Source organism: Amnibacterium sp. (genome assembly GCF_051956055.1).
In the GTDB taxonomy this organism is placed as follows: Bacteria; Actinomycetota; Actinomycetes; order Actinomycetales; family Microbacteriaceae; genus Amnibacterium.
Window position 1 is genome coordinate 1 of record NZ_JBQCGC010000081.1, and the last position, 19675, is coordinate 19675.

Sequence of the window (19675 nt, forward strand, 5' to 3'; positions counted from 1 at the left end):
CGGGCGCCCCCCGGCGACCTCCCGCCGCCCCCCGGCGCCCACCCCCACCGCCCCGGGCGCCCTCCGCGGCGCGCCCGCCCACGCGTCGGCGGCCCGCGCCCCGCCCGGGTTCGGTCAGGTTGAGCTCGCGCGCCGCGCGGACCAAGTCCTCGCGGCGCGCTGCGTAGTCCGCGACGAACATCGTGAACCCCGCGGTCACGAGCGCGGCGACACCGACGCGGAGCGCCAGACCGAAGTCGATGCCCCCGGCGCCGCGGAGCACCGCGCCGGCGCCGAGGGTGAGAGCGTTCAGGATGCCGTCGGTGATACCGAGTGCGAGGGGAAGCAGGGGGAGGCGGGACCTCGCGCTCATCGCCGCCGTGGGACGGGATCGAGGAGCTGGTCGCCGACCACGACCTCGTCGATGCTGTGCAGTACGGCGCCCTCGTTCGAGATCGCGGTGAAGAGCCGCTCGGAGTCGATGTCGTCGCCGACGACGGTGACGATGGTGCCGATCGTTTCGACGTCGATCTCGTTGACGGTGATATTGACCGCTTGCACCCCGGGGACGGACTCCATGGCGCGGGCGAGCGTCACCATGTCCGGGTGGCGCACGACCTTGTCGACATCGAGCACGAGGCGTCGGATGGGCATCGGCTCAACTCTCGTACTGCTGCGTCGCACGGTGCGCATGCATGGCTTCGGCGACGATGGCCGCGGCGGCGGCCCGACCGCGGAAGCCGTGGACCTCGACGGTCTTGCCCGGTTCGAGCTCCTTGTAGTGGGTGAAGAAGTGCCGGATGCGGGCGAGCGTCAGCTCGGGTACGTCCTCCACGTCCCGCACCGACGCCCACCGGGGATCGTGCGCGGGGACGGCGATGATCTTGTCGTCCTGCCCGTTCTCGTCGCTCATGTCCAGCACGCCGACGGGTCGCGCATCGACCCCGACCCCCGGGAAGACGGGCTCGTCGAGCAGGACCAGTGCATCGAGGGGGTCGCCGTCCTTGCCGAGGGTGCCTTCGATGTAGCCGTAGTCGGCCGGGTAGGTCATGGCGGTGAACAGGGTGCGGTCGAGCCGGACCCGACCCGTGCGATGGTCGATCTCGTACTTGTTCCTTCCCCCTGCCGGGATCTCGATGGTGACGTCGAGCACGGCTTCGTTCATGTGCGGGTCTCCTCGTGCAGCGGTGGGTTCAGGCGGGGGCGAGGCCGAAGCCGAGCGTGGGGTCGGCGGCGGCGAGTCGGGTGAGTCGGTTGTACTTGGCGACCCGTTCGCCGCGTGCGGGTGCGCCCGATTTGATCCGACCGATCCCGGTGCCGACCGCAAGGTCGGCGATGAAGGGGTCGAGCGTCTCGCCGGACCGGTGCGATGCCATCGCCTGCATCCCGTTGGACCGCGCGGTGGCGATGGCCGCGAGCGTTCGGGAGACGGTGCCGATCTGGTTCGGTTTGATGAGCGCGGCGTTCGACAGCCCGGCGCGGGCGCCGTCGGCGATCCGCGCCGCGTCGGTCACGTACAGGTCGTCGCCCACGAGCTCGAGGTCGTCGCCGAGGGCCTGGAAGAGGAGGCCCCACCCCTCGTGGTCGTCCTCGGCGAAGCCGTCCTCGATGCTCCGGATCGGGTAGGTGGCGACGAGGTCGCGGTAGTAGGCGACCAGCGTCTCGCGGTCGAGCTCGCGACCGGAGAAGGTGTACCGGCCGGGGCCGGTGGAGAAGCCGTTGGCCGCGGGATCGAGGGCGATCGCGATGTCGTCGAGCGCGGCGCGGTGTCCGGCCTGCTGAATCGCCTCGACGAGCAGGTCGAGCGCTTCTCGAGGGTCCGAGAGCGGCGGTGCGAATCCACCCTCGTCGCCGAGGCCGGTGCTGGCGTAGCGGTGGCGGATGAGAGCCGCGAGCGCGTGGTAGACGGCAGCGCCGGACTCCACCGCTGCGGCGATGTCGGCGGCGCCGACGGGCGCGATCATGAACTCCTGGAAAGCGAGGTCGTTCGCTGCGTGCGCGCCGCCGTTCAGGACGTTGAAGTGGGGGACCGGGATCACCGGTCGTGCCCCGCTCTGCTGCGCGATCCAGGCGTGCAGGGGCAGCTGGGCGCTGTGGGCGAAGAGCCGCGTGGCCGCGATCGACACGGCCACCGCGGTGTTCGCCCCGATGCGCGCCAGGTTCTCCGTGCCGTCGAGGGTGGTGAGCGCGGTGTCGAGCTCGGGCAGGGTCACCCAGTCCCTGGAGGTGAGCAGGTCGCCGACCTCGGTCTGCGTCATGCGGACCGCGTGATCGACGCCGCGGCCGCTCCATAGCTCGCCGCCGTCCCGCAGCTCGACGGCCTCGTGCTCGCCGGTGGACGCCCCGGCCGGGGCGGACGCCGTCGCGTCGGCGGTCCCGGCGGTCAGCGTCACCTCGATGGTCGGCCAGCCACGGGAGTCCAGGATCGGTCGTGCGGTCGCGGAATCGATGCGGATCGGGTTCGTGTCGGTCATGTGCCACCTTCTTGTCGGATGCGTTCCGCGGCCAGTGCGGCGGCGGCGGGGGCGAGGTACGTGCCGCCCGGGATGAGCGGTCGGAGGTCGTCGTCGAGCCGGTACTGCAGGGGGAACCCGGTCGGCAGGTTCAGGGCGGCCACGGCGGACGGGCTGAGCCGGTCGAGGATCATGCAGAGCGCCCGGAGGGAGTTCCCGTGCGCGACCACCAGGACGCACCGCCCGGCTGCCAGGAGCGGACGCAGCGGCTCGTCCACGAGCCGCGCGACGCGGTCGACGACGTCGTGCAGGGACTTGGTCAGGCCGAGCTCCGCGGAGCCGGGCGCGCTGCGCGGGAGCAGCGCCGCGCGCTGCCCCGCGGTCATCGGAGGCGGGGCGACGGCGTACGAACGCCGCCACTGGAGGAACCGGGCCTCACCCTCGGCCTCCCGCACCTCCTGCTTCGTGCGACCGGTGAGCGCCCCGTAGTTCCGCTCGTTCAACCGCGCATCGACGACGGGCGTCGGGTGGGTGCCCCCCAGTGCGTCGACGGTCTCCCGCGCGCGCCGCATCGCGGAGGTGAGGATGAGGTCCGGGTCGATCCCGGCGGCGCGGAGCAGCTCGCCGGCGCGCCGCCCCTCGATTCGTCCGCGCTCCGTGAGGGGCACGTCGAGCATGCCCGTGAAGATCCGGTCCCGGTTGCCGGTGCTCTCTCCGTGGCGGAGGAGGACGAGCGTCCCGGGTGTCACGACGGTGCCGCGGATGCAGCGGGCCGCTCCGCGAGGTGGGTGCCGAACGTCCGATCGAACAGGTCGACGCCGAAGCTCGTCGGCCGCGGGTCGCCGCGCTCGAGGCGGAACGTCGCCTCGCCGTCGACGGAGCGGGGCGCGCGGAGGAAGACCGCGTCCGGCCGGTCCGCGCGGAGCCGAGAGGCGAGATCGAACAGGTGCGTCACCAGCCGGACCTGGACGCCGGCGTCGAGCAGCGCGGTCATCACCTGTTCCCCGATGTCGGACCCTTCGCTCTCGTTCGTGGAGGAGAAGGACTCATTAGACAGAAGCAGGTCGCCCGGTCGCAGCTGCTCGGCGAGACGGGCCATGCGGTCGAGCTCCTCATCGAGCTTGCCATGCTCGAGGGCGTCGTCCTCCTCCCGGCTCCAGTGCGTCAGCACGGCTCCGACGCACGGGATCCGAAGCGAGTCAGCGGCGGTGGGCAAGCCGGCCTGCGCCATGAGCTGGGCGACGCCCAGCGCGCGGAGGAACGTCGACTTCCCTCCGCGGTTCGCTCCGGTGATCACGAGGAGCGCGTCGCCGGGCAGCGCGAGATCGTTGCCCACCGGGGCGGTGGAGGCGCGCAGCGCAAGACAGGGGTCGACGAGTCCGTGCGCCTCGAGCGGGCCGCCGTCCTGGACCTCCGGGCGCGCCTGCGCGACGCTGAGCTCGCGAAGCCGCCTCGTGAGGTTGATCGCTCCGAGGAAGAACGCGACCTCGCGGCGAACCGCCGCGAAGAAGCCCAGCACGTGGTCCAGCGCCTGCGCGGCAGCGTTGGCGATCCCGTCCAGTGCCCGGTCCTCCAGCTCGGACAGCGCATCGAATCCGGCCTGGTCCCGCTCCGGGATCGTGTACGAGGCGACGGGACGCGCGAGCGGCACCCGCGAGAGCAGGTGACGGTTCTCGTCTCGCGGCGTCCTGATCGTCGTGCCCGTCACCGCCCCGAGCGGACCGATCGCTGCGCTGAGCAGGAGGCCCTGGCGGAGTTCGAGTCGACGGAGGAGGTGCTCGAGATCGGCGAGGTACTCGTCCGGCAGGTCGGCGGCGAGACCGCGGAAGAACCGCTGGAACGCCGCGGAGGGGAAGGTCGTCGCGTTCGCCTGGGTCCACTGCCGGAGCTCGGCGAGGAGGGGGAGCAGCTTCTGCAGGATGCGCACCGATCGACGCAGGAGCGCGTCGGGGCTGGTCCTGCCGAGGCCGAAGAGCAGGTCGTCCCGTCCGGCCAGTTGCGCGCGGAGGGCGAAGTCGTAGAGCTCTGCGACCTGCTCGGGAGCTCGAAGGCAGTCCGCGAGCGCGTCCTGCCGGTATCCGACCTCCTGGGCGGAGCCGAGCGGGTGCAGCACGACGGCTCGGGCGACATCGCGGAGGAAGTCGTCGCCGTCGGCCATGGCGTCCCAGAGCCGCGGGAGCTCGAGGTCGCGCTCGGTGTCGGCGACCCCGGGAGGAACGGTCGCGTCGAGATCGAGGTCGCGGTCCGCGGCGAGCAGCTGGACGGTGATCATCGGGTCCCCTCCGCCCCGGCGATGCGCTCGCGCAGTCGGTCCCGGGTGAGTCCGTGCTTGTGCGCCAGGGCCTCCGCGTAGGCGCGACCGTCCGCGCGCCGGCGCTCGAGCTTGAAGGTCCGCACCGCGGGGTCGTCCGGGTCGACCGCCGCGACGAGGCTCACGATCGCAGGATCGAGGCGGGACAGCTCGTCGATGAACGTGACGCAGACCGTGAGGGCGCCCACGTCGAGCAGCCGGGTGAGCACCTCGCGGTTGATCACCGTCGCGTCCCGCAGCGCGGTCGAGGAGAAGACCTCGTTGAGGATCACGACGGTGTTCGCTGTGGCGCGGTCCAGGACCGTGCGGATCCGCTGCACCTCTTCCCCCATCCGCCCCTCGAGCGTCTCCAACCGCTCCGCCCGGTCGAAGCAGGTCATGACCCGGTCCGGGAGACGCAGTCGCGCCGACGAACCGGGCACCGGGCAGCCGAGCGCGGCGAGATGGTGCACCTGGCCGATGAGCCGGGCTGTGGTCGTCTTCCCGCCCTGGTTCGGCCCGGTGATGACGAGGGCGGACTCGCCGTCCCGCAGCGCGAGATCGTTCGTCACCACGCGCGCGCCGTCGGCCACCCGCGCCCGGGCCAGGGGGAGATCGAACACGTCCTGCAGCTCCAGACGCCGGTGCTCGAGCGAGACGTCCGGACAGGTGAGGTGCAGGCCCGCGGCGCGCAGCGGAGCGACGAGGTCCAGGTACGCGAAGTAGAACTCCGACTGCGCGACGCTGCGGGCGAGCACGTCGTCGACGAAGTCGGGGGTCTCCTGCGACCAGGCCATGAGCGGTTGCAGGACGTCGGGCTTGAGCGCGCCGACGGCGTCGAGGATCCAGGCCTGGATGTGGTCGAGCGTCTGGTCCTGCCGGAGCCGGCTGTGGTGGTCTTCGACCTGCCCCCTCCGGAATCGTTCGAAGACGCGGTCGACCTCGTCCTCGAGCGAGGCCTCGTCGTCGAAGGGCGCCACGTGCAGGGTGCCGTCACGGATCAGCAGCGCGAAGAGGATCGATCCCCAGTCAGCGTCGAGCTCGCGAGCGCGTTGTTCGAGCCGCCGGAACGGCGGCGACTGCCGGAGCCGGTCCGCGTGCTCGGCGAAGCCGCGGAGTCCGATGGACTTGACCTCCGCCGCGTCCAGCGCCGCAAGCAGGTCCTGCGCCAGCGCGTGCACCGCCTCGCAGTACCCGAGCACGGCGGAGAGATGCAGGCGCGCCTGCTGCAGCGGATATCGACTCCGCCCCGCGTCGCGCTCCACGCTGCGCACCGCCACCAACGCGTCGACGAACCTGCTGACCGCGGAACGCACTCCCGTGTGCTCCAGCGCGGCGAACACGCCCTGTCGATACCGCACCGCATCGACGTCGTGCAGGGGGCGACGGAACACGTCGGCCAGCGCCGCCGGGTCCGTCACCGTCCGCTGCATCGAGTCCAGGACCTGGTCGAGGGCCAGGTCGTGGAGCGAATCCACATCGATGGTCTCGGCGAAGGACGGCCGCGCCGAGGGGGCGAGGAGATCACCGAACGCCGCAGTCGTTGGCATGGCCGTCGTCGAGGCGTGCTCAAGGGTCACCTGTCACTCCGATCGTGATCAGGTGCTATCAGCCTCGCGGCGGTTCGGACGTCAGGTCCTGGCGAGCTCCATCGCCACCGCCTGTATAGCGCACGCACATCCGTGCGCCGCTGGGAGGCCGTTCACGACGCGGGGGAGAGCGGCAGGCCCCGTGCCACGGTGGCCTTGTACAGGCCGCCGCCGATGGCCCCGCCGATGAACGGGCCGACGATCGGTACCCAGAAGTAGGGTTCGCCGGTCTGATCGACCCACGCGCTCCCGTACCCGGTGAGCCATTCGAGTAGCCGGGGTCCGAAGTCGCGGGCCGGGTTGATCGCGTAACCGGCATCGGTGCCGAACGCCATGCCGATCCCGACCACCACCAGGCCCACGGCGATCGCGGTCAGGCCGGGCGACGGTCCGGCCGCGCCGGGTTCGGTGATCGCGAAGACGAGGAAGAGCAGGATCGCGGTGCCCACGATCTGGTCGAACAGAGCGAGCCAGATGCTCACGTCGAGCGCCGCGTCACCGTTGCCGGGCAGTGTGGAGAAGACGCCCTGGGTCGCCAGGGTGTGGTGCGGGTCGACCGCGTCGAGCCCGCTGCTGTAGTCGATCCGAACGATCAGCGCGGCGATGAAGAAGCCGATCACCTGCGCTGTCATGTAGGGGAGCGCCCTGCGCGCCGGGAAGTCTCGGAAGAGCGTCACCGCGAGGGTGACTGCGGGATTGAGGTGGGCGCCCGTGGTCGCACCGGCGACGAAGATGCCGAGGGTCACGCCGATGCCCCACGCCCACGAGATGCTGTCATGCCCTCCGAGCCCGTTCTTGGAGACGACGACCTGCGCGACGACCCCGAGACCGAACAGCCCGAGCACCATGGAGCCGAAGCCCTCCGTGATCAGCTCTCCGAGCAAGGTGGGTCGGCTGCCGGGGTCGGCTTCGGCCATCCCGGACAAGTCGCTGCTCGCGTCCACGTTCCGTCGCCGCAGCTGCAGGGCGTTCCCGCCGAACAGGCCGCGCTCGGACGGGGCCTGCTGCGTTCTCCCTCGATCGCTCACGCCCGCCTCCGTGTGATCGCTCACCAGTCAGGGCTCGGTGTCGCCTCGTTGCTCCGTCGCCCGCAACCCGAAGCGGAAGTCGACACCCGAATTCGGAGACTCCGCTGAGAACGCGGGGGAACACCTGATCGTCGGGCTCCCCCACGACATCCCGTCGGCGCGACCGCGGCGGGCTGACCCAAGGACAGTGCACATCTGCAGCGGTTGCGGAGCCGAGCGAACGCCGAGATCAGAGTCAGCCGGCCATTCTCCGCCGACGGCTCACCCCAAGGGCTATGAGCGACAGGACCATCCACGCAGCGGCATAGAGGAATCCGACGCTCGGGGAGACCGCCGCGTACAGGAGGCCCACCACCGCGGTCGAGACGAAATCGCCGAGCGCTTGCACACCACCCAGGAAGCCGAAGCCGCTGCCGCGCAGGGCATCCGGCACGACTCGGGCCACGAGCGTCGATTCGGCCGTCTCGGCGAGGCCGATCGCTGCGCCCGCGGCGATGAACGCCAGCAGCAACCAGAGCCAGGAGCGGAACGAGGCGGCGAACGCCGCATAGGCGAAGACGTAGAGCAGGGCCCCGCAGCCGAAGACGATTCGTGGCCCGACCCGGTCGATCCATCGGCCGCCGACGTACGCGACCAGCGCCCCGAAGGCGTTGTGCGCGGCGTAGATGATGATCGCCAGCACCGTCGCGGCGGTCAGGGAGCGGCCGTCGGTCGCGAGTAGCTGCGTCGCCCGCAGGATGAGCAGGGTCGTGGCGATGTTGCCGAACTCGAAGAAGGCGATCGGGAGCAGCTGTCGCAGGAGCCCGGCTTCCCGGAGCGCCCGAAGATCGAACCGGACGCGCTCCTTGGCCTGACCGGCGAGGCGGGTCGCCTCGCGGGCCGCGACCGTGATGGCGGCCGCCGCGAGCAGCCCCGGCAGGACCGACACCAGCATGGCGCCCCGGACGCCGACCAGACCGACGAGGAGCGACGCGAGCAGCGGTCCGACGACCGCACCGAGGTTGTCCCCGGCGCGCTCGAGGCCGTAGGCCTTGCCGTAGTGCTCTTCGCGGGCCAGCGAGGCGAGCATCGCGTCGCGCGCCGGAGAGCGGAGGCCGCGCGACATCCACGCGATGGCGCGGAGGACGCCGGCCTGCCACACGGTCGCGGTCAGCCCGATCGCGGCGGTGGCGAGCGCCGTGCCGACGTAGCCGCCTGCCGCGAGTCGACCGCGACGCTTCGGGTCGTTCGCGAGCGGACCGCCGGCGAGCTTCATGACACCGGTCAGGGCGTCCGAAAGGCCTTCGATGAGGCCGAGTGCACCCGCGGAGGCGTGCAGCGTGCTCGTGAGGAACGTCGGCAGCAGCGACGTCACCATCTCGTGGCTGGAGTCCGAGAACAAGCTGGCGAGGCCGACACCGCCGATTCCAGCCGTGTACCACTTCGCCGACGGGCTGCGCTTCTTCATGCTGCTCCTCACCGCGAACGATCCGCCCACACGGAATCTCTTCGGGTAGGCGCCATCAACTCCAGGGAGTGCTTCAGGCGAGCGTCATCGCCTCTGAGTCGGACCCTACCTATGCGCGGGTGGGTGCCGACTGTCGACCGTGTGCGACCAGAGCCGTCCGGCAGTGCAGCACGGACCCCTCGGCGAGCCCGTCGTCGGGGTCGTCGTTCGGGGTGATGGGGGTGGCGAGGGGTTTCGGGCGTCTTGCCCTGTCCTGGCCTGCCACCTCCGCGATGCGGCTTCCGAACCACCCTCACTCAGCAGTAAAGCGTTGCTGACTGAGGGTGGTTCGGAAGTACAGGTGGCAGGCCAGGACAGGGCAAGACAAGGGCAGTGGGGGTGGAAGCAAGGGAGGGACAGGAGCAGGGCATGTGTGGGGGAGGAATCGGACCGATTGTGTCGTGGTGTCACATGAACTGACGGTGGGTGGTGATTTCGGCGTAGTGGTGGTGCTGTCGGTGGGCGGTGTTCTCGTGCGGGTGAACGGGGACGGTTCAGGGAGGACGTGGCGGAATGGTGCGGACGTTCGATGGCGGAGATCCGACGGTGTGGGTGATGCCGCGGGATGAACAGGTGCTGGTCTGGTTCTCGATCGTGCGGATCGCGAATGTGCAATCGGTGCGGTGGGTGCTCGGCGCTCTGAATGGGGATCAGGGACCGGTGTCGACGCGGCGGGCGCAGATGTGGTGTGCGCGGATGAAGACCGCCGGGATGGTGGATCGGGCGCAGCTCGGCGGCGCGGGCGGGTCGCTGGTGTGGGGCACTTATCAGGGGATCGGGTTGTCGAAGCCGGGCTTGTACCGGCAGACGACCCGGCACGAGGTCGCCGTCGCGGCCGCGTCAGCCCGATACGCGGCGGCGGGGTACGCGTGGCAGCGCGACGACAAGCCCGCCTACGCGGGCCGTCACCAGGCCGATGGCGCAGCCTTGGCACCGGGCTGGATCGAACTGATCGAGGTGGAGCTCACCGGGAAGCGGATGCCGCGCTACGCGCAGATCTTCAACTCGTTCCGGCACCGGCTCGACATGGGCGACGTCAGCATGGTCACATACCTCTGCAACGCCGAGAGCGCCCGCGCCGTCCGCGACGCGCTGCGGTCGTCGCCCACCGGGCGATCGATCGCCGACCGCGTCGCCGTCCGCGAGGTCTACGACCGATCGGGGCTGTGGCCGGAGGACGAGCTGCCCGTCTGGCTCGTCACCGCGGAGTCACGGGTTCGCTGACGAGATGGGATCCGTCGAGAGCTACGCGACGAGCTCGGGGAAGCGGTATCGCGTCCGGTACCGGACCCCGGATCGCCGCGATACCCAGAAGCGGGGCTTCCGCACCAAGCGCGAGGCCGAGGACTACCTGGCCGGAGTCGAGGTCGCCAAGCTCCGCGGCGAGTGGGTAGACGCATCCCGGTCGAGGGTGACCGTCGGGGAGTGGTCGCAGGAGTGGCTGCGAGCCCAGGTGCAGGTGAAGCCGACGACGCTGTCCGGTTACCGCCACGCCATCGAGAAGCACATCCTGCCGCGGTGGGGTCGGACGCGACTGGCGGACGTCGCCCACTCTGACGTGCAGACGTGGGTGACCACGCTCTCCTCCTCGCTCGGGCCCTCGGCTGTCCGGCAGACGCACCTGGCGCTGTCGGGGGTGATGAAGTTCGCGATCCGTGACGGACGCCTGTCGCGCAACCCCTGCGACGACATCCGGCTCCCTCGCATCGTCAAGCGGCGTCACGGCTACCTGTCGCACGAGCGGGTCGCGGCCCTCGTCGCTGAACTCGGAGAGCAGGGGGACGTCGCGCTGTTCCTCGCCTACACGGGTCTGCGGTGGGGTGAGATGGCTGCGCTGCGCGTGAAGAACCTCGACCTCGCCAAGCGCCGAATCGAGGTCGAGGAGGCGGTGTCCGAACCGCGCGGGCAGCTCATCTGGGGCACGCCGAAGACGCACGAGCGGCGATCGGTGCCCTTCCCCTCGCTCCTTGTCGGGCCGCTCTCGGTTCGGGCGGCGGAGAAAGCACGTGAAGACCTCGTCTTCACCGGCACGGACGGCGGCGTGCTGCGAGGCACCAACTTCCGACCGCGCTTCTTCGAGCCCGCGCTCGGCCGGCTGCGGGAAACTGATCCCGACTTCCCCGTCATCACCATGCACGACCTGCGGCACACCGCAGCAAGCCTCGCGATCAGTGCCGGCGCGAACGTCAAGGCCGTGCAACGGATGCTCGGCCACGCATCCGCGGCGATGACACTCGACGTCTACGCGGACCTGTTCGACGACGACCTCGACTCCGTCGCCACCGCGCTCGATCGGCAGGCCCGCAAGGCGGCTGTCACGACGCGATCGTCCGGACCGGGGCCGACGCTCTTCGACTGCACGCAGCTCTCCGACACGCTGAGGCTTTAGGTTGTTGGGGCAGCTTTATCCGATTTGGCTAAACTGGGATAAAACCGGTAAGGACTCGATGGACAGCGTCAGGAACCCCTACACGCCGAACGCCGGCGCCGCGCCGGAGTTCGTGGTCGGGCGGGAGGAGCAGACGACCGCATTCAAGGTCCTACTCCGGCGGCTGTCGATGGGGCGGACTGAGCAGTCGATGATCATCACCGGCCTCCGGGGCGTCGGCAAGACGGTGCTGCTCAACGAGTTCGGCGACATCGCGCGGGAGTCGCGCTGGGAGGTCGTCGAGCTCGAAGCGCGCAAGCACGACGACACCCGCTTCCGCCAGATGATGTTCTCGCAGCTCCGTGCCGCTCTCCTTCGGCTCTCGCCGCGAGCTCGGTGGACCGACCGAGGGCGGCGTGCTGCCGCGGCTCTGAGCTCCTTCGCCCTGTCGATCAATCAGGACGGCACGTGGTCCGTAACGTGGGATGTCGATCCTGCTGAGGGTTACGCCGACCACGGCGACCTCGGGCTCGACCTCACCGACGTGTTCGTCGCGATCGGTGAAGTCGCGCGCGAGCAGAGCAGTGGTCTCGCACTGCTGGTCGACGAGGTGCAGTTCCTCCGCGCACCGCAACTGGAGGCGCTCATCCAGGCGATCCACAAGACCGTGCAACGGAAGTTGCCGATCACCTTCGTCGGGGCTGGACTGCCGCAGATCGCTGAACTCGCCGGCGATGCCAAGTCCTATGCCGAGCGCCTGTTCAAGTTCCCGAAGATCGATTCACTCAGCGACGAGGATGCGCGGCTGGCACTGAGCGAGCCTGCGCTGGCCGAGGAGGTCTTGTTCGAGGCGGAGGCTCTCGACCTCGCATTGGAGATCACCAAGGGCTACCCGTATTTCCTTCAGGAACTCGGCTATCAGGTGTGGGGAGTGGCTGAGCTGGATCGGATCACCCGGGCGGACGTCGTGGTCGCTCGCGAGGCCTACGAGGCGAAACTCGACAGCTCGTTCTTCCGGGTCCGGCTGGACCGTTCGACACCGTTGCAGACCGCTTACATGCGCGCTATGGCCGAGTTGGGGCCCGAACCTCAAAAGGCGGGCGACGTCGCCCGCATCATGAACCGGGAGTCGACCCAACTCGGTCCCACCCGAGCAGAGCTCATCGACATGGGGCTCTTGTTCACCCCGGAGCACGGGTACGCCGCATTCACCGTCCCAGAGTTCGACAAGTTCATGAAGCGCGCGGTCCCGAAGCTCGTCGTCCCCGACGTCCAGCGCCGACGCTCGCTCTCGGATCGCTAGCGCACCAGGCGCCCACGAAGACTTGAGCAGTGGTTGTGGGCTGCTGCGAGCGAAGTCGGACGTTCATGGATCTCCCGCCGCGGCTGTTGCGTGAGCCACGACTGCCCTGTAACCACTTTGGCAGTGGCCACAGTTTGGCCACACGCGCGTGGCCAGCGGGCCGACCGCTCCACGCCCTTCGACTGGCTGCGCCCTCTCCGGATGTCGCTGGATCACACGACACATCGTTGAGATGTGGCCAAAATGTGGCCAAAAGGGTTGGATCAGCGGATCTGAAGCGCCAGGCAAAAGAAAAACCCCCGGCTGACCGGGGGTTTCAGTGGTGGCTCCGACCGGCGTCGATCCGGTGACCTTTCGATTTTCAGTCGAACGCTCTACCAACTGAGCTACAGAGCCGAGGAACGCGGCTCTCGCCGCATCCTTCGCGACCCTGACGGGACTTGAACCCGCGACCTCCGCCGTGACAGGGCGGCACGCTAACCAACTGCGCTACAGGGCCTTGCTGTGGTGAATCCGCCCGCCGGGATCGTGACCCCAACGGGATTCGAACCCGTGCTGCCGCCGTGAAAGGGCGGTGTCCTAGGCCGCTAAACGATGGGGCCGGAGTCCCCCGTCGCCGGGCTCACCGGGGGAAGAGCATACGCGATCCGGGGACGATGACGAAACGCAGCCCCGGTCGGAGCGGACGCGGGCGGAGTCCGGGCGTGATCTGGCGATCGGGGCGTCGATCGACGCCCGGGATGCGACATCACGCCCGGAGAGGGCGATGCGGGGCGCGAACGGGGAGCGGAGCCGGAGGCGCGCCACACGGCGATCCCTGCCCGGGTATCCGCGGGCACCGGGTTAGCCTGCCGGTCGCCGCGGCCCACCGGCCCGTCGCGGCCTGTGCGCGGGAGGTGCCGATGGTCGACCTGTCACGTCGTCTCGTGCTCCGTCGCGGGCTGATCGCGCTCGGCGCCGCCGGCGCCGCCGGGCTGGTCGGCGCGCCCCTCGCCGCGCACGCGGACGGATACCCCAGCTGGAACGACGTGCTGAAGGCGCGCGCGAACGTCAAGGCCAAGGCCGCGGAGATCGACAAGCTCAAGAAGCTGCTGGCCGCCTCGCAGGCCGCGGCCGACGCGGCGCAGCAGGTCGCGGAGCAGCGCGGCGGCGAGTACCAGTCCGCGCAGGCCAAGGTCGACACCGCCAACGAGCGGCTGCAGACCATCCAGCAGCAGGTCAAGGCCGACGAGCAGCGCGCAGCCGCGGCCAAGCAGCGCGCGGGGCAGCTCGCCGCGCAGCTGTCGCGGACCGGAGGCGCCGACCTCGAGACGACCCTCCTGCTGTCCGGCACGGACGCGAGCGCGAGCGACTTCCTCGCCAGGCTCGGGAGCCTGTCGAAGCTCACCGAGTCGAACAGCGCGATCGCCGACGAGGCCGCGGCCGCGAAGAACGCGGCGGCGGCGACCCAGGCGCAGATGCAGCAGGTGAAGAACGAGCTCGTCGGCCTCAAGGAGCAGGCGCGCGTCGCGTTCCAGGCGGCCGTGCAGGCGAGCGCCGACGCGAACGCCAAGCTGCAGGCCCAGCAGGCCCAGCAGGTCGAGCTGCAGGCTCGGCTCGACGCGCTGCAGGCGACCTCCGACTCCGTCGCGCGCAAGTACCAGGCCGGGGTCGCCGCGCGGAAGGCCGCGCAGGCCGCCGGGGCCGGGCACTCGGTCAACGGTGCCGGATGGGCGAACCCGGCGGGTGCGGGCCCGATCACGGGCGTGTTCGGCCCTCGGCCCGATCAGCCCGCCGGCGCGAACTTCTTCCATCGCGGCACCGACATCGGGGTGCCGTACGGGAGTCCCATCTACGCGGCCCACTCGGGCACGGTGGTCTACGCCGGGTGGTTCGGCACCTACGGGTACTGGATCGAGATCAACGACGGGGACGGCATCCAGACCGGGTACGCGCACATCCGGCCCGGCGGCATCTTCGTCAAGGTGGGGCAGCAGGTGTCCGCAGGGCAGAACATCGCCTCGGTGGGGATGACGGGCGCCGCGACCGGCCCGCACCTGCACTTCGAGGTCCGGTTGAACGAGGTCGCGGTCAACGCGCAGCCCTTCATGGCGGCGAGGGGGATCATCCTTGGCTCCTGAGGATCCGCGCCGGAGGCGGGACGCGGCGCTCGGCGTCGTCGGCGCCGTCACGCTCGGCGCCGTCGCGGCCACGTTCGTCACCCCGGCGGCGCTCGCCGATTCCCCCGGTTATCCGAGCTGGGCGGAGGTGCAGCGCGCGAAGGCCGACAAGGCGGCCGCGGAGGCGGAGAGCACGCGCATCACGTCGCTGATCGGCGACCTCCAGAGCAAGGCGGATGCCGCCGGCCGCACCGCGTCGATCGCCGCCGAACGCTTCCACCGCGCGCAGCTCGCGGAGGACACGGCACGCGAGCGGCACGCCGCCCTCGCGAAGCAGGCGGACGCGGCCGCTGCGACCGCCCGGACCTCGAGGATGCGGGCGGGCCTGCTCGCCGCGTCGGTGGCGCGGGGCGGAGGCGGCGACCTGCAGCTCATGCTCGACGCGAACGGCGCGGACGACTTCCTGCACCGACTCGCCACCGTCACCCAGCTCTCCTCCCAGGCGCAGGCGATCACGCAGGGCGCGATCGCGGACGAGAACGAGGCCACGGCGCTCGGCGCGCAGGCGGACGCGGCGGGGAAGATCCTCGCCGAGCGCGCCGCCGCCGCCCGTGCGGCGCTCGTCGCGGCGAACCAGGCGGTCGCGGCGGCCACGAAGGCGGTGTCGGCCGAGCAGCAGCACGCCGACCGGCTCGTCGCCCAGCTCGCGGACCTCCGCGGCACCTCCACCCGGCTCGCCGCCCAGTACGCCGCCGGTGTCTACGCGGCGCAGCAGGCGAACGCCGCGGGCAGCACGGCACCGAGCGGCGGAGGCTCGGGGTCGTCCGGGTCGGGCGCGACGGCGTCCTCCGGGTCGTCCTCGTCGGGGTCGAGCGGGTCCTCGTCGAGCGGGTCGTCCTCGTCCGGGTCGTCCTCGTCCGGGTCGAGCGGATCGTCCTCGGGCTCCTCCTCGGGAGCGGGAGGGTCGTCCTCCGGGTCGGGCGCCTCGCAGAACCCGGCGCCGTCATCTCCGGTCGCGTCCGCCCCGACCTCAGCCGGGCCGCCGAACAGTGCGCAGGCGGCCAGCGCCGTCGCGTTCGCCCGCGACCAGATCGGCGACCCGTACCAGTTCGCCGGCGCAGGCCCGAACAGCTGGGACTGCTCGGGGCTCACGATGATGGCGTATGCCTCCGTCGGCATCGGGATCGGCGGGCACTCCGCCACCGCGCAGTACGACCTCGCGAGGGCGCAGGGGCAGCTCGTCCCCTACTCGCAGGTGCAGGTCGGCGACCTCATCTTCTACACGGACGGCGGAGGCGACATGTACCACGTCGCCATCTACTCCGGCAGCGGGATGATGATCGAGGCGCCCTATGCGGGCGTGCCCGTCCGCGAGGTGCCGGTGCGGTCGTTCGACCGCGTCGGGCCGGTCGCGCGTCCCACCGCCTCCGCCTCCTGACGCGGCGCCCGGGCCGCCCGCGGCGACCGTTCGAGCACTTCGGCAGGCTGGAATCTGTTCGGCAGGCCGTGGGCGCGTGTTCTGGCCTGCTGAAGTGACGTCAGCCTGCTGAGGTGCTGGATGGTGTGCGCACTGCCTCCGCCTCCGGAGGGCGTGCGTGGCACGGTGGGGCCGGCGGGTGCGCACTTCGGCAGGCTCACGCCGGTTGGGCAGGCTGTGGGCGCGTGTTCTGGCCCGCTGAAGCGGGATCAGCCTGCTCAGGTGCTCGACGGACCTGCTGCGGAACTCGCGCCGCGGGGCCGGTTGGGTCCCGCGGCGGACGGGGTCAGTGGTCGGCGCCGGTCTCGCTCAGGCGGGTGAAGCCGTCCTGCACGATCCGCTCCGCCTCGGCGGCGTCGCCCCAGCCCTCGATGTTCACGAACTTGCCGGGCTCGAGGTCCTTGTAGCGGCGGAAGAAGTGCTCGATCTCCTGCTTCGTCTGCTCGGGCAGGTCGGCGACGTCCTGGATGTGCTGCCAGCGCGGGTCCTTGTGCGGCACGACGATGACCTTCGCGTCGGAACCGGCCTCGTCGCTCATGTTCAGCACGGCGACGGGGCGCACCTTCACGCCGACCCCCGGGAACACCGGGTACTCGAGCAGCACGAGCGCGTCCACCGGGTCGCCGTCAAGCCCGAGCGTGTTCTCGAAGAACCCGTAGTCGGTCGGATAGACGAAGGAGGTGAACAGCACGCGGTCGAGGTACACGCGACCGGTCACGTGGTCGACCTCGTACTTGTTGCGGCTCCCCTTGGGGATCTCGACGATCACGTCGTACGCGGCCATGGCCAGGTCCTCTCCTCGTGCTGAGCGGCCATAACGTTAGCGAATGCCCGATCGGCCCCGCCTGACGCCGGCGGTCGCCTCCACCCGGAGCGCGGTGCGCGCGGTGCTCGGCGCCGTCGGCCCCGGGGGAGCGCTCGTCGGGCTGTCCGGAGGCCCGGACTCCCTCGCACTCGCGGCGGCCGCCGCATTCGAGGGGCCCCGTGCGCACGCGCGCATCGGTGCGATCGTCGTCGACCACGCCATGCAGCCGGGCTCCGCCGAGGTGGCGGGGCGGGCCGCGGCCGAGGCAGAGGCGCTCGGCCGCGCGCCCCTGCTCGGGCGCCGCGGCGACGTCGGGACCGAAGGGGGACCGGAGGCCGCGGCCAGGCGCGCCCGATATGCGGCCTTCGCGGCGGCGCTCGCGGAGACGGGTGCGGAGCGGGTGCTCCTCGGCCACACGCTCGACGACCAGGCCGAGACCGTGCTGCTCGGGCTCGCCCGCGGCTCCGGGCCGGATGCCGTCGCGGGCATGCGAGTGGAGGCCCCGCCCTACCTCCGGCCGTTCCTGGCGCTCCGTCGGGCGACCACGCTCGCGGCCTGCGCCGACCAGGGGCTCGAGCCGTGGCACGACCCGATGAACGGATCGAGCCGCCATCCCCGGGTCCGCCTCCGGACGACGGCGCTGCCGGCCCTCGAGCAGGCCATCGGCCCGGGGGTCGCGGAGGCGCTCGCCCGCACCGCCGACCAGGTGCAGGAGGACGCCGCTGCGCTCGACGCGATCGCCGCCGAGCTCGCCCCGGACCTCGCCGAGCTCGCGGAGGGCGGGATCGCGCTGCCGATCGCGGCGCTCGCGGCGAACCCCAGGGCGATCGTGCACCGCCTGATCCGTCTCGCGGTCGAGGACGAGTTCGGCGTGGCCCTCTCCCGCGCTCAGACGCTCGCCGTCGCGCGGCTCGTCTTCGACTGGCACGGGCAGGAGGGGGTCGATCTGCCCGGCGTTAGGGTGGTCCGCGCCGCGGGACGACTCGCGTTCATCGGCGCCTGAGGGGGATCGAAGCGCGTGGAGTCCGACGACATCCGACAGGACATCGCCGAGGTGCTGCTGCCCGAGCGCCGGATCCACGAGCGCATCGCCGAGCTCTGCAGGCTGATCGAGGCGGACGACGCCGCCGCCTCCGACGGCAGCCCGCTGCTGCTCGTCGGCGTCCTCAAGGGCGCCGTGATGGTGATGGCGGACGTGGCGCGGGAGCTGCGCATCCCGGTGCAGATGGACTGGATGGCGGTCAGCTCCTACGGGTCGAGCACGCGATCGTCCGGGGTCGTGCGCATCCTGAAGGATCTCGACACCGAGCTCGCCGGCCGCCGCGTGCTGATCGTGGAGGACATCCTCGACTCCGGGCTCACGCTCTCCTGGCTCGTCGAGAACCTCCGCTCCCGCGGGCCCGCGTCGGTCGAGGTGTGCACACTGCTGCGCAAGCCGGACGCGGTGAAGATCCGGGTCGACGTGAAGTACTGCGGCTTCGACATCCCCAACGAGTTCGTGATCGGGTACGGCCTGGACTACGCCGAGCGGTACCGGAACCTCCGCGACGTCGCGGTGCTCGCGCCCCACGTCTACCAGTAGGCGGCCTCGTCGATTACCCGATGCGGGAGCCCTCGAGTCGGGTACGTCTGTTGGTGCGTTTTGAAGGGGTTTCGGCGCGGTGGATCCGGGCAGCTCCGGTGCTCTTCGCCGAAACCCCTTCGAAATGCACGACGGGGGCTGATTCGCGGTGCGGGTCGACCCCGGTCCCTATGAGTGGGCTGTGCGCCTGAAGTGGGGTGTCCCCCTGAGGCGAACAGGAGCCTGACGCGCGGAAATCGGGCGTTACCCTATGCGGACTATGGACCTCAAGCGCATCTTCCGCGGTCCCCTCGTCTACATCGTGATCGCGATCGTGGTCGTCTGGGTCGGCAGCAGCCTGCTGGCCGGCACCGGCTTCCGCTCCGTCTCGACGGAGCAGGGGCTGAAGTACCTCTCGGACGGCCAGGTGAAGACCGCGAAGATCGTCGACACCGACAACCGCGTTGACCTGGTGCTGAAGCAGGCGGACGGCACGAACGGGTCGCAGGTCCAGTTCAACTTCGTCACCGCGCGCGGCCCGCAGATCGTCACCGCGGTCGACAACGCCGCGGCGAAGAGCGGCACCCAGTGGACGGACGAGGTCCCGCAGCCCAACTGGCTGCTGTCGATCGGCTCGATCCTGCTGCCGTTCCTCATCATCGGCGTCATCTTCTGGTTCCTGATGTCCTCGATGCAGGGCGGCGGGAACCGGGTCATGCAGTTCGGCAAGTCCCGGGCGAAGCTCGTCTCGAAGGAGACGCCGAAGGTCACGTTCGGCGACGTCGCCGGCTCCGACGAGGCGATCGAGGAGCTCGGCGAGATCAAGGACTTCCTCAAGGAGCCCGCCAAGTTCCAGGCGGTCGGCGCCCGCATCCCGAAGGGCGTGCTGCTGTACGGCCCTCCTGGCACCGGCAAGACGCTGCTCGCCCGCGCGGTCGCGGGTGAGGCTGGCGTGCCGTTCTACTCGATCTCCGGCTCGGACTTCGTGGAGATGTTCGTCGGCGTCGGCGCCTCCCGCGTCCGCGACCTGTTCGACCAGGCGAAGCAGAACGCGCCGGCCATCATCTTCGGCGACGAGATCGACGCGGTCGGCCGCCACCGCGGTGCCGGCCTCGGCGGCGGGCACGACGAGCGCGAGCAGACGCTGAACCAGCTGCTCGTCGAGATGGACGGCTTCGACGTCAAGACGAACGTCATCCTGATCGCGGCGACCAACCGACCCGACATCCTGGACCCG

General features: G+C 70.8%; 18 protein-coding genes, 3 tRNA genes and 2 riboswitches. Of the genes, 8 read left to right on the forward strand and 13 right to left on the reverse strand.

Annotated features, from left to right (window positions below; genetic code table 11):
- The 9 genes from ACTHLI_RS11690 to ACTHLI_RS11730 all read right to left on the reverse strand — a co-directional run.
- Window positions 1-352: hypothetical protein (locus ACTHLI_RS11690; protein ID WP_440183737.1), on the reverse strand; the 352-nt coding region annotated here is incomplete at its 3' end.
- Window positions 349-633 carry a DUF211 domain-containing protein gene (locus tag ACTHLI_RS11695; RefSeq protein ID WP_440183739.1) on the reverse strand — a complete coding sequence of 95 codons (285 nt, stop codon included), beginning with the start codon at window positions 631-633 and terminating at the stop codon, window positions 349-351. The genes ACTHLI_RS11690 and ACTHLI_RS11695, both read right to left, overlap by 4 nt.
- Before the next feature lie 4 nt (window positions 634-637).
- Window positions 638-1144: an inorganic diphosphatase gene (locus ACTHLI_RS11700; protein ID WP_440183741.1), complete on the reverse strand. Its 507-nt coding sequence runs from the start codon at window positions 1142-1144 to the stop codon at window positions 638-640.
- A 28-nt stretch (window positions 1145-1172) separates the two neighbouring features.
- Window positions 1173-2453 (reverse strand): phosphopyruvate hydratase, encoded by a 1281-nt coding sequence (eno, locus tag ACTHLI_RS11705; protein WP_440183743.1) that lies wholly within the window; start codon window positions 2451-2453, stop codon window positions 1173-1175.
- The gene (locus ACTHLI_RS11710) at window positions 2450-3181 is read right to left on the reverse strand and encodes a 2,3-bisphosphoglycerate-dependent phosphoglycerate mutase (protein WP_440183745.1); all 732 of its coding nucleotides are present in this window, start codon (window positions 3179-3181) and stop codon (window positions 2450-2452) included. The genes eno and ACTHLI_RS11710 overlap by 4 nt, the downstream gene beginning before the upstream one ends.
- On the reverse strand, window positions 3178-4704 hold the full coding sequence (locus tag ACTHLI_RS11715) for a MutS-related protein (RefSeq protein ID WP_440183747.1): 1527 nt from the start codon (window positions 4702-4704) through the stop codon (window positions 3178-3180). The genes ACTHLI_RS11710 and ACTHLI_RS11715 overlap by 4 nt, the downstream gene beginning before the upstream one ends.
- Entirely contained in the window at window positions 4701-6272 is a 1572-nt protein-coding gene (locus ACTHLI_RS11720) for a MutS-related protein (protein ID WP_440183749.1), read from the reverse strand. The genes ACTHLI_RS11715 and ACTHLI_RS11720 overlap by 4 nt, the downstream gene beginning before the upstream one ends.
- Before the next feature lie 42 nt (window positions 6273-6314).
- A riboswitch (Fluoride riboswitch) is annotated at window positions 6315-6387 on the reverse strand.
- 37 nt (window positions 6388-6424) lie between these two features.
- Entirely contained in the window at window positions 6425-7339 is a 915-nt protein-coding gene (locus ACTHLI_RS11725; protein ID WP_440183750.1) for an MIP/aquaporin family protein, read from the reverse strand.
- Window positions 7340-7574: 235 nt separating this feature from the next.
- Entirely contained in the window at window positions 7575-8786 is a 1212-nt protein-coding gene (locus ACTHLI_RS11730; RefSeq protein ID WP_440183752.1) for an MFS transporter, read from the reverse strand.
- A gap of 39 nt (window positions 8787-8825) precedes the next feature.
- Window positions 8826-8887, reverse strand: a riboswitch (Fluoride riboswitch).
- A 493-nt stretch (window positions 8888-9380) separates the two neighbouring features.
- Between ACTHLI_RS11730 and ACTHLI_RS11735 the strand changes: the two genes are divergently transcribed.
- The 3 genes from ACTHLI_RS11735 to ACTHLI_RS11745 are packed head-to-tail and all read left to right on the forward strand — an operon-like array spanning window position 9381 to window position 12496.
- Complete coding sequence (locus tag ACTHLI_RS11735) at window positions 9381-10049, forward strand: hypothetical protein (protein WP_440183754.1); 669 nt, start codon at window positions 9381-9383, stop codon at window positions 10047-10049.
- A gap of 4 nt (window positions 10050-10053) precedes the next feature.
- Window positions 10054-11214 carry a tyrosine-type recombinase/integrase gene (locus tag ACTHLI_RS11740; RefSeq protein WP_440183755.1) on the forward strand — a complete coding sequence of 387 codons (1161 nt, stop codon included), beginning with the start codon at window positions 10054-10056 and terminating at the stop codon, window positions 11212-11214.
- A 58-nt stretch (window positions 11215-11272) separates the two neighbouring features.
- Window positions 11273-12496, forward strand: a complete 1224-nt coding sequence (locus ACTHLI_RS11745; RefSeq protein ID WP_440183756.1) for an ATP-binding protein — start codon at window positions 11273-11275, stop codon at window positions 12494-12496.
- Between the two features lie 320 nt (window positions 12497-12816).
- On the opposite strand, the gene ACTHLI_RS11750 is transcribed toward ACTHLI_RS11745, so the two are convergent.
- The 3 genes from ACTHLI_RS11750 to ACTHLI_RS11760 all read right to left on the reverse strand — a co-directional run bounded on the left by ACTHLI_RS11750 (window position 12817) and on the right by ACTHLI_RS11760 (window position 13098).
- Window positions 12817-12892 (reverse strand) — tRNA-Phe (locus tag ACTHLI_RS11750).
- Window positions 12893-12921: 29 nt separating this feature from the next.
- Window positions 12922-12995: transfer RNA gene (locus ACTHLI_RS11755), tRNA-Asp, on the reverse strand.
- Window positions 12996-13025: 30 nt separating this feature from the next.
- Window positions 13026-13098 (reverse strand) — tRNA-Glu (locus ACTHLI_RS11760).
- A 300-nt stretch (window positions 13099-13398) separates the two neighbouring features.
- Here ACTHLI_RS11760 and ACTHLI_RS11765 point away from each other — a divergent pair.
- Both ACTHLI_RS11765 and ACTHLI_RS11770 read left to right on the forward strand, forming a co-directional pair.
- A complete protein-coding gene (locus ACTHLI_RS11765) occupies window positions 13399-14616 on the forward strand; it encodes a M23 family metallopeptidase (protein ID WP_440183758.1) in 1218 nt (405 codons plus the stop codon).
- Entirely contained in the window at window positions 14606-16033 is a 1428-nt protein-coding gene (locus ACTHLI_RS11770) for a C40 family peptidase (protein WP_440183760.1), read from the forward strand. Before ACTHLI_RS11765 ends, ACTHLI_RS11770 begins: the two co-directional genes overlap by 11 nt.
- 325 nt (window positions 16034-16358) lie before the next feature.
- On the opposite strand, the gene ACTHLI_RS11775 is transcribed toward ACTHLI_RS11770, so the two are convergent.
- The gene (locus tag ACTHLI_RS11775) at window positions 16359-16856 is read right to left on the reverse strand and encodes an inorganic diphosphatase (RefSeq protein ID WP_440183762.1); all 498 of its coding nucleotides are present in this window, start codon (window positions 16854-16856) and stop codon (window positions 16359-16361) included.
- Window positions 16857-16899: 43 nt separating this feature from the next.
- Here ACTHLI_RS11775 and tilS point away from each other — a divergent pair, with 43 nt between their 5' ends.
- The 3 genes from tilS to ACTHLI_RS11790 form a co-directional block, all read left to right on the forward strand.
- A complete protein-coding gene (tilS, locus tag ACTHLI_RS11780; protein WP_440183763.1) occupies window positions 16900-17880 on the forward strand; it encodes a tRNA lysidine(34) synthetase TilS in 981 nt (326 codons plus the stop codon).
- Window positions 17881-17895: 15 nt separating this feature from the next.
- A complete protein-coding gene (hpt, locus tag ACTHLI_RS11785; protein ID WP_440183765.1) occupies window positions 17896-18459 on the forward strand; it encodes a hypoxanthine phosphoribosyltransferase in 564 nt (187 codons plus the stop codon).
- Window positions 18460-18718: 259 nt separating this feature from the next.
- Window positions 18719-19675: ATP-dependent metallopeptidase FtsH/Yme1/Tma family protein (locus tag ACTHLI_RS11790; protein ID WP_440183767.1), on the forward strand; the 957-nt coding region annotated here is incomplete at its 3' end.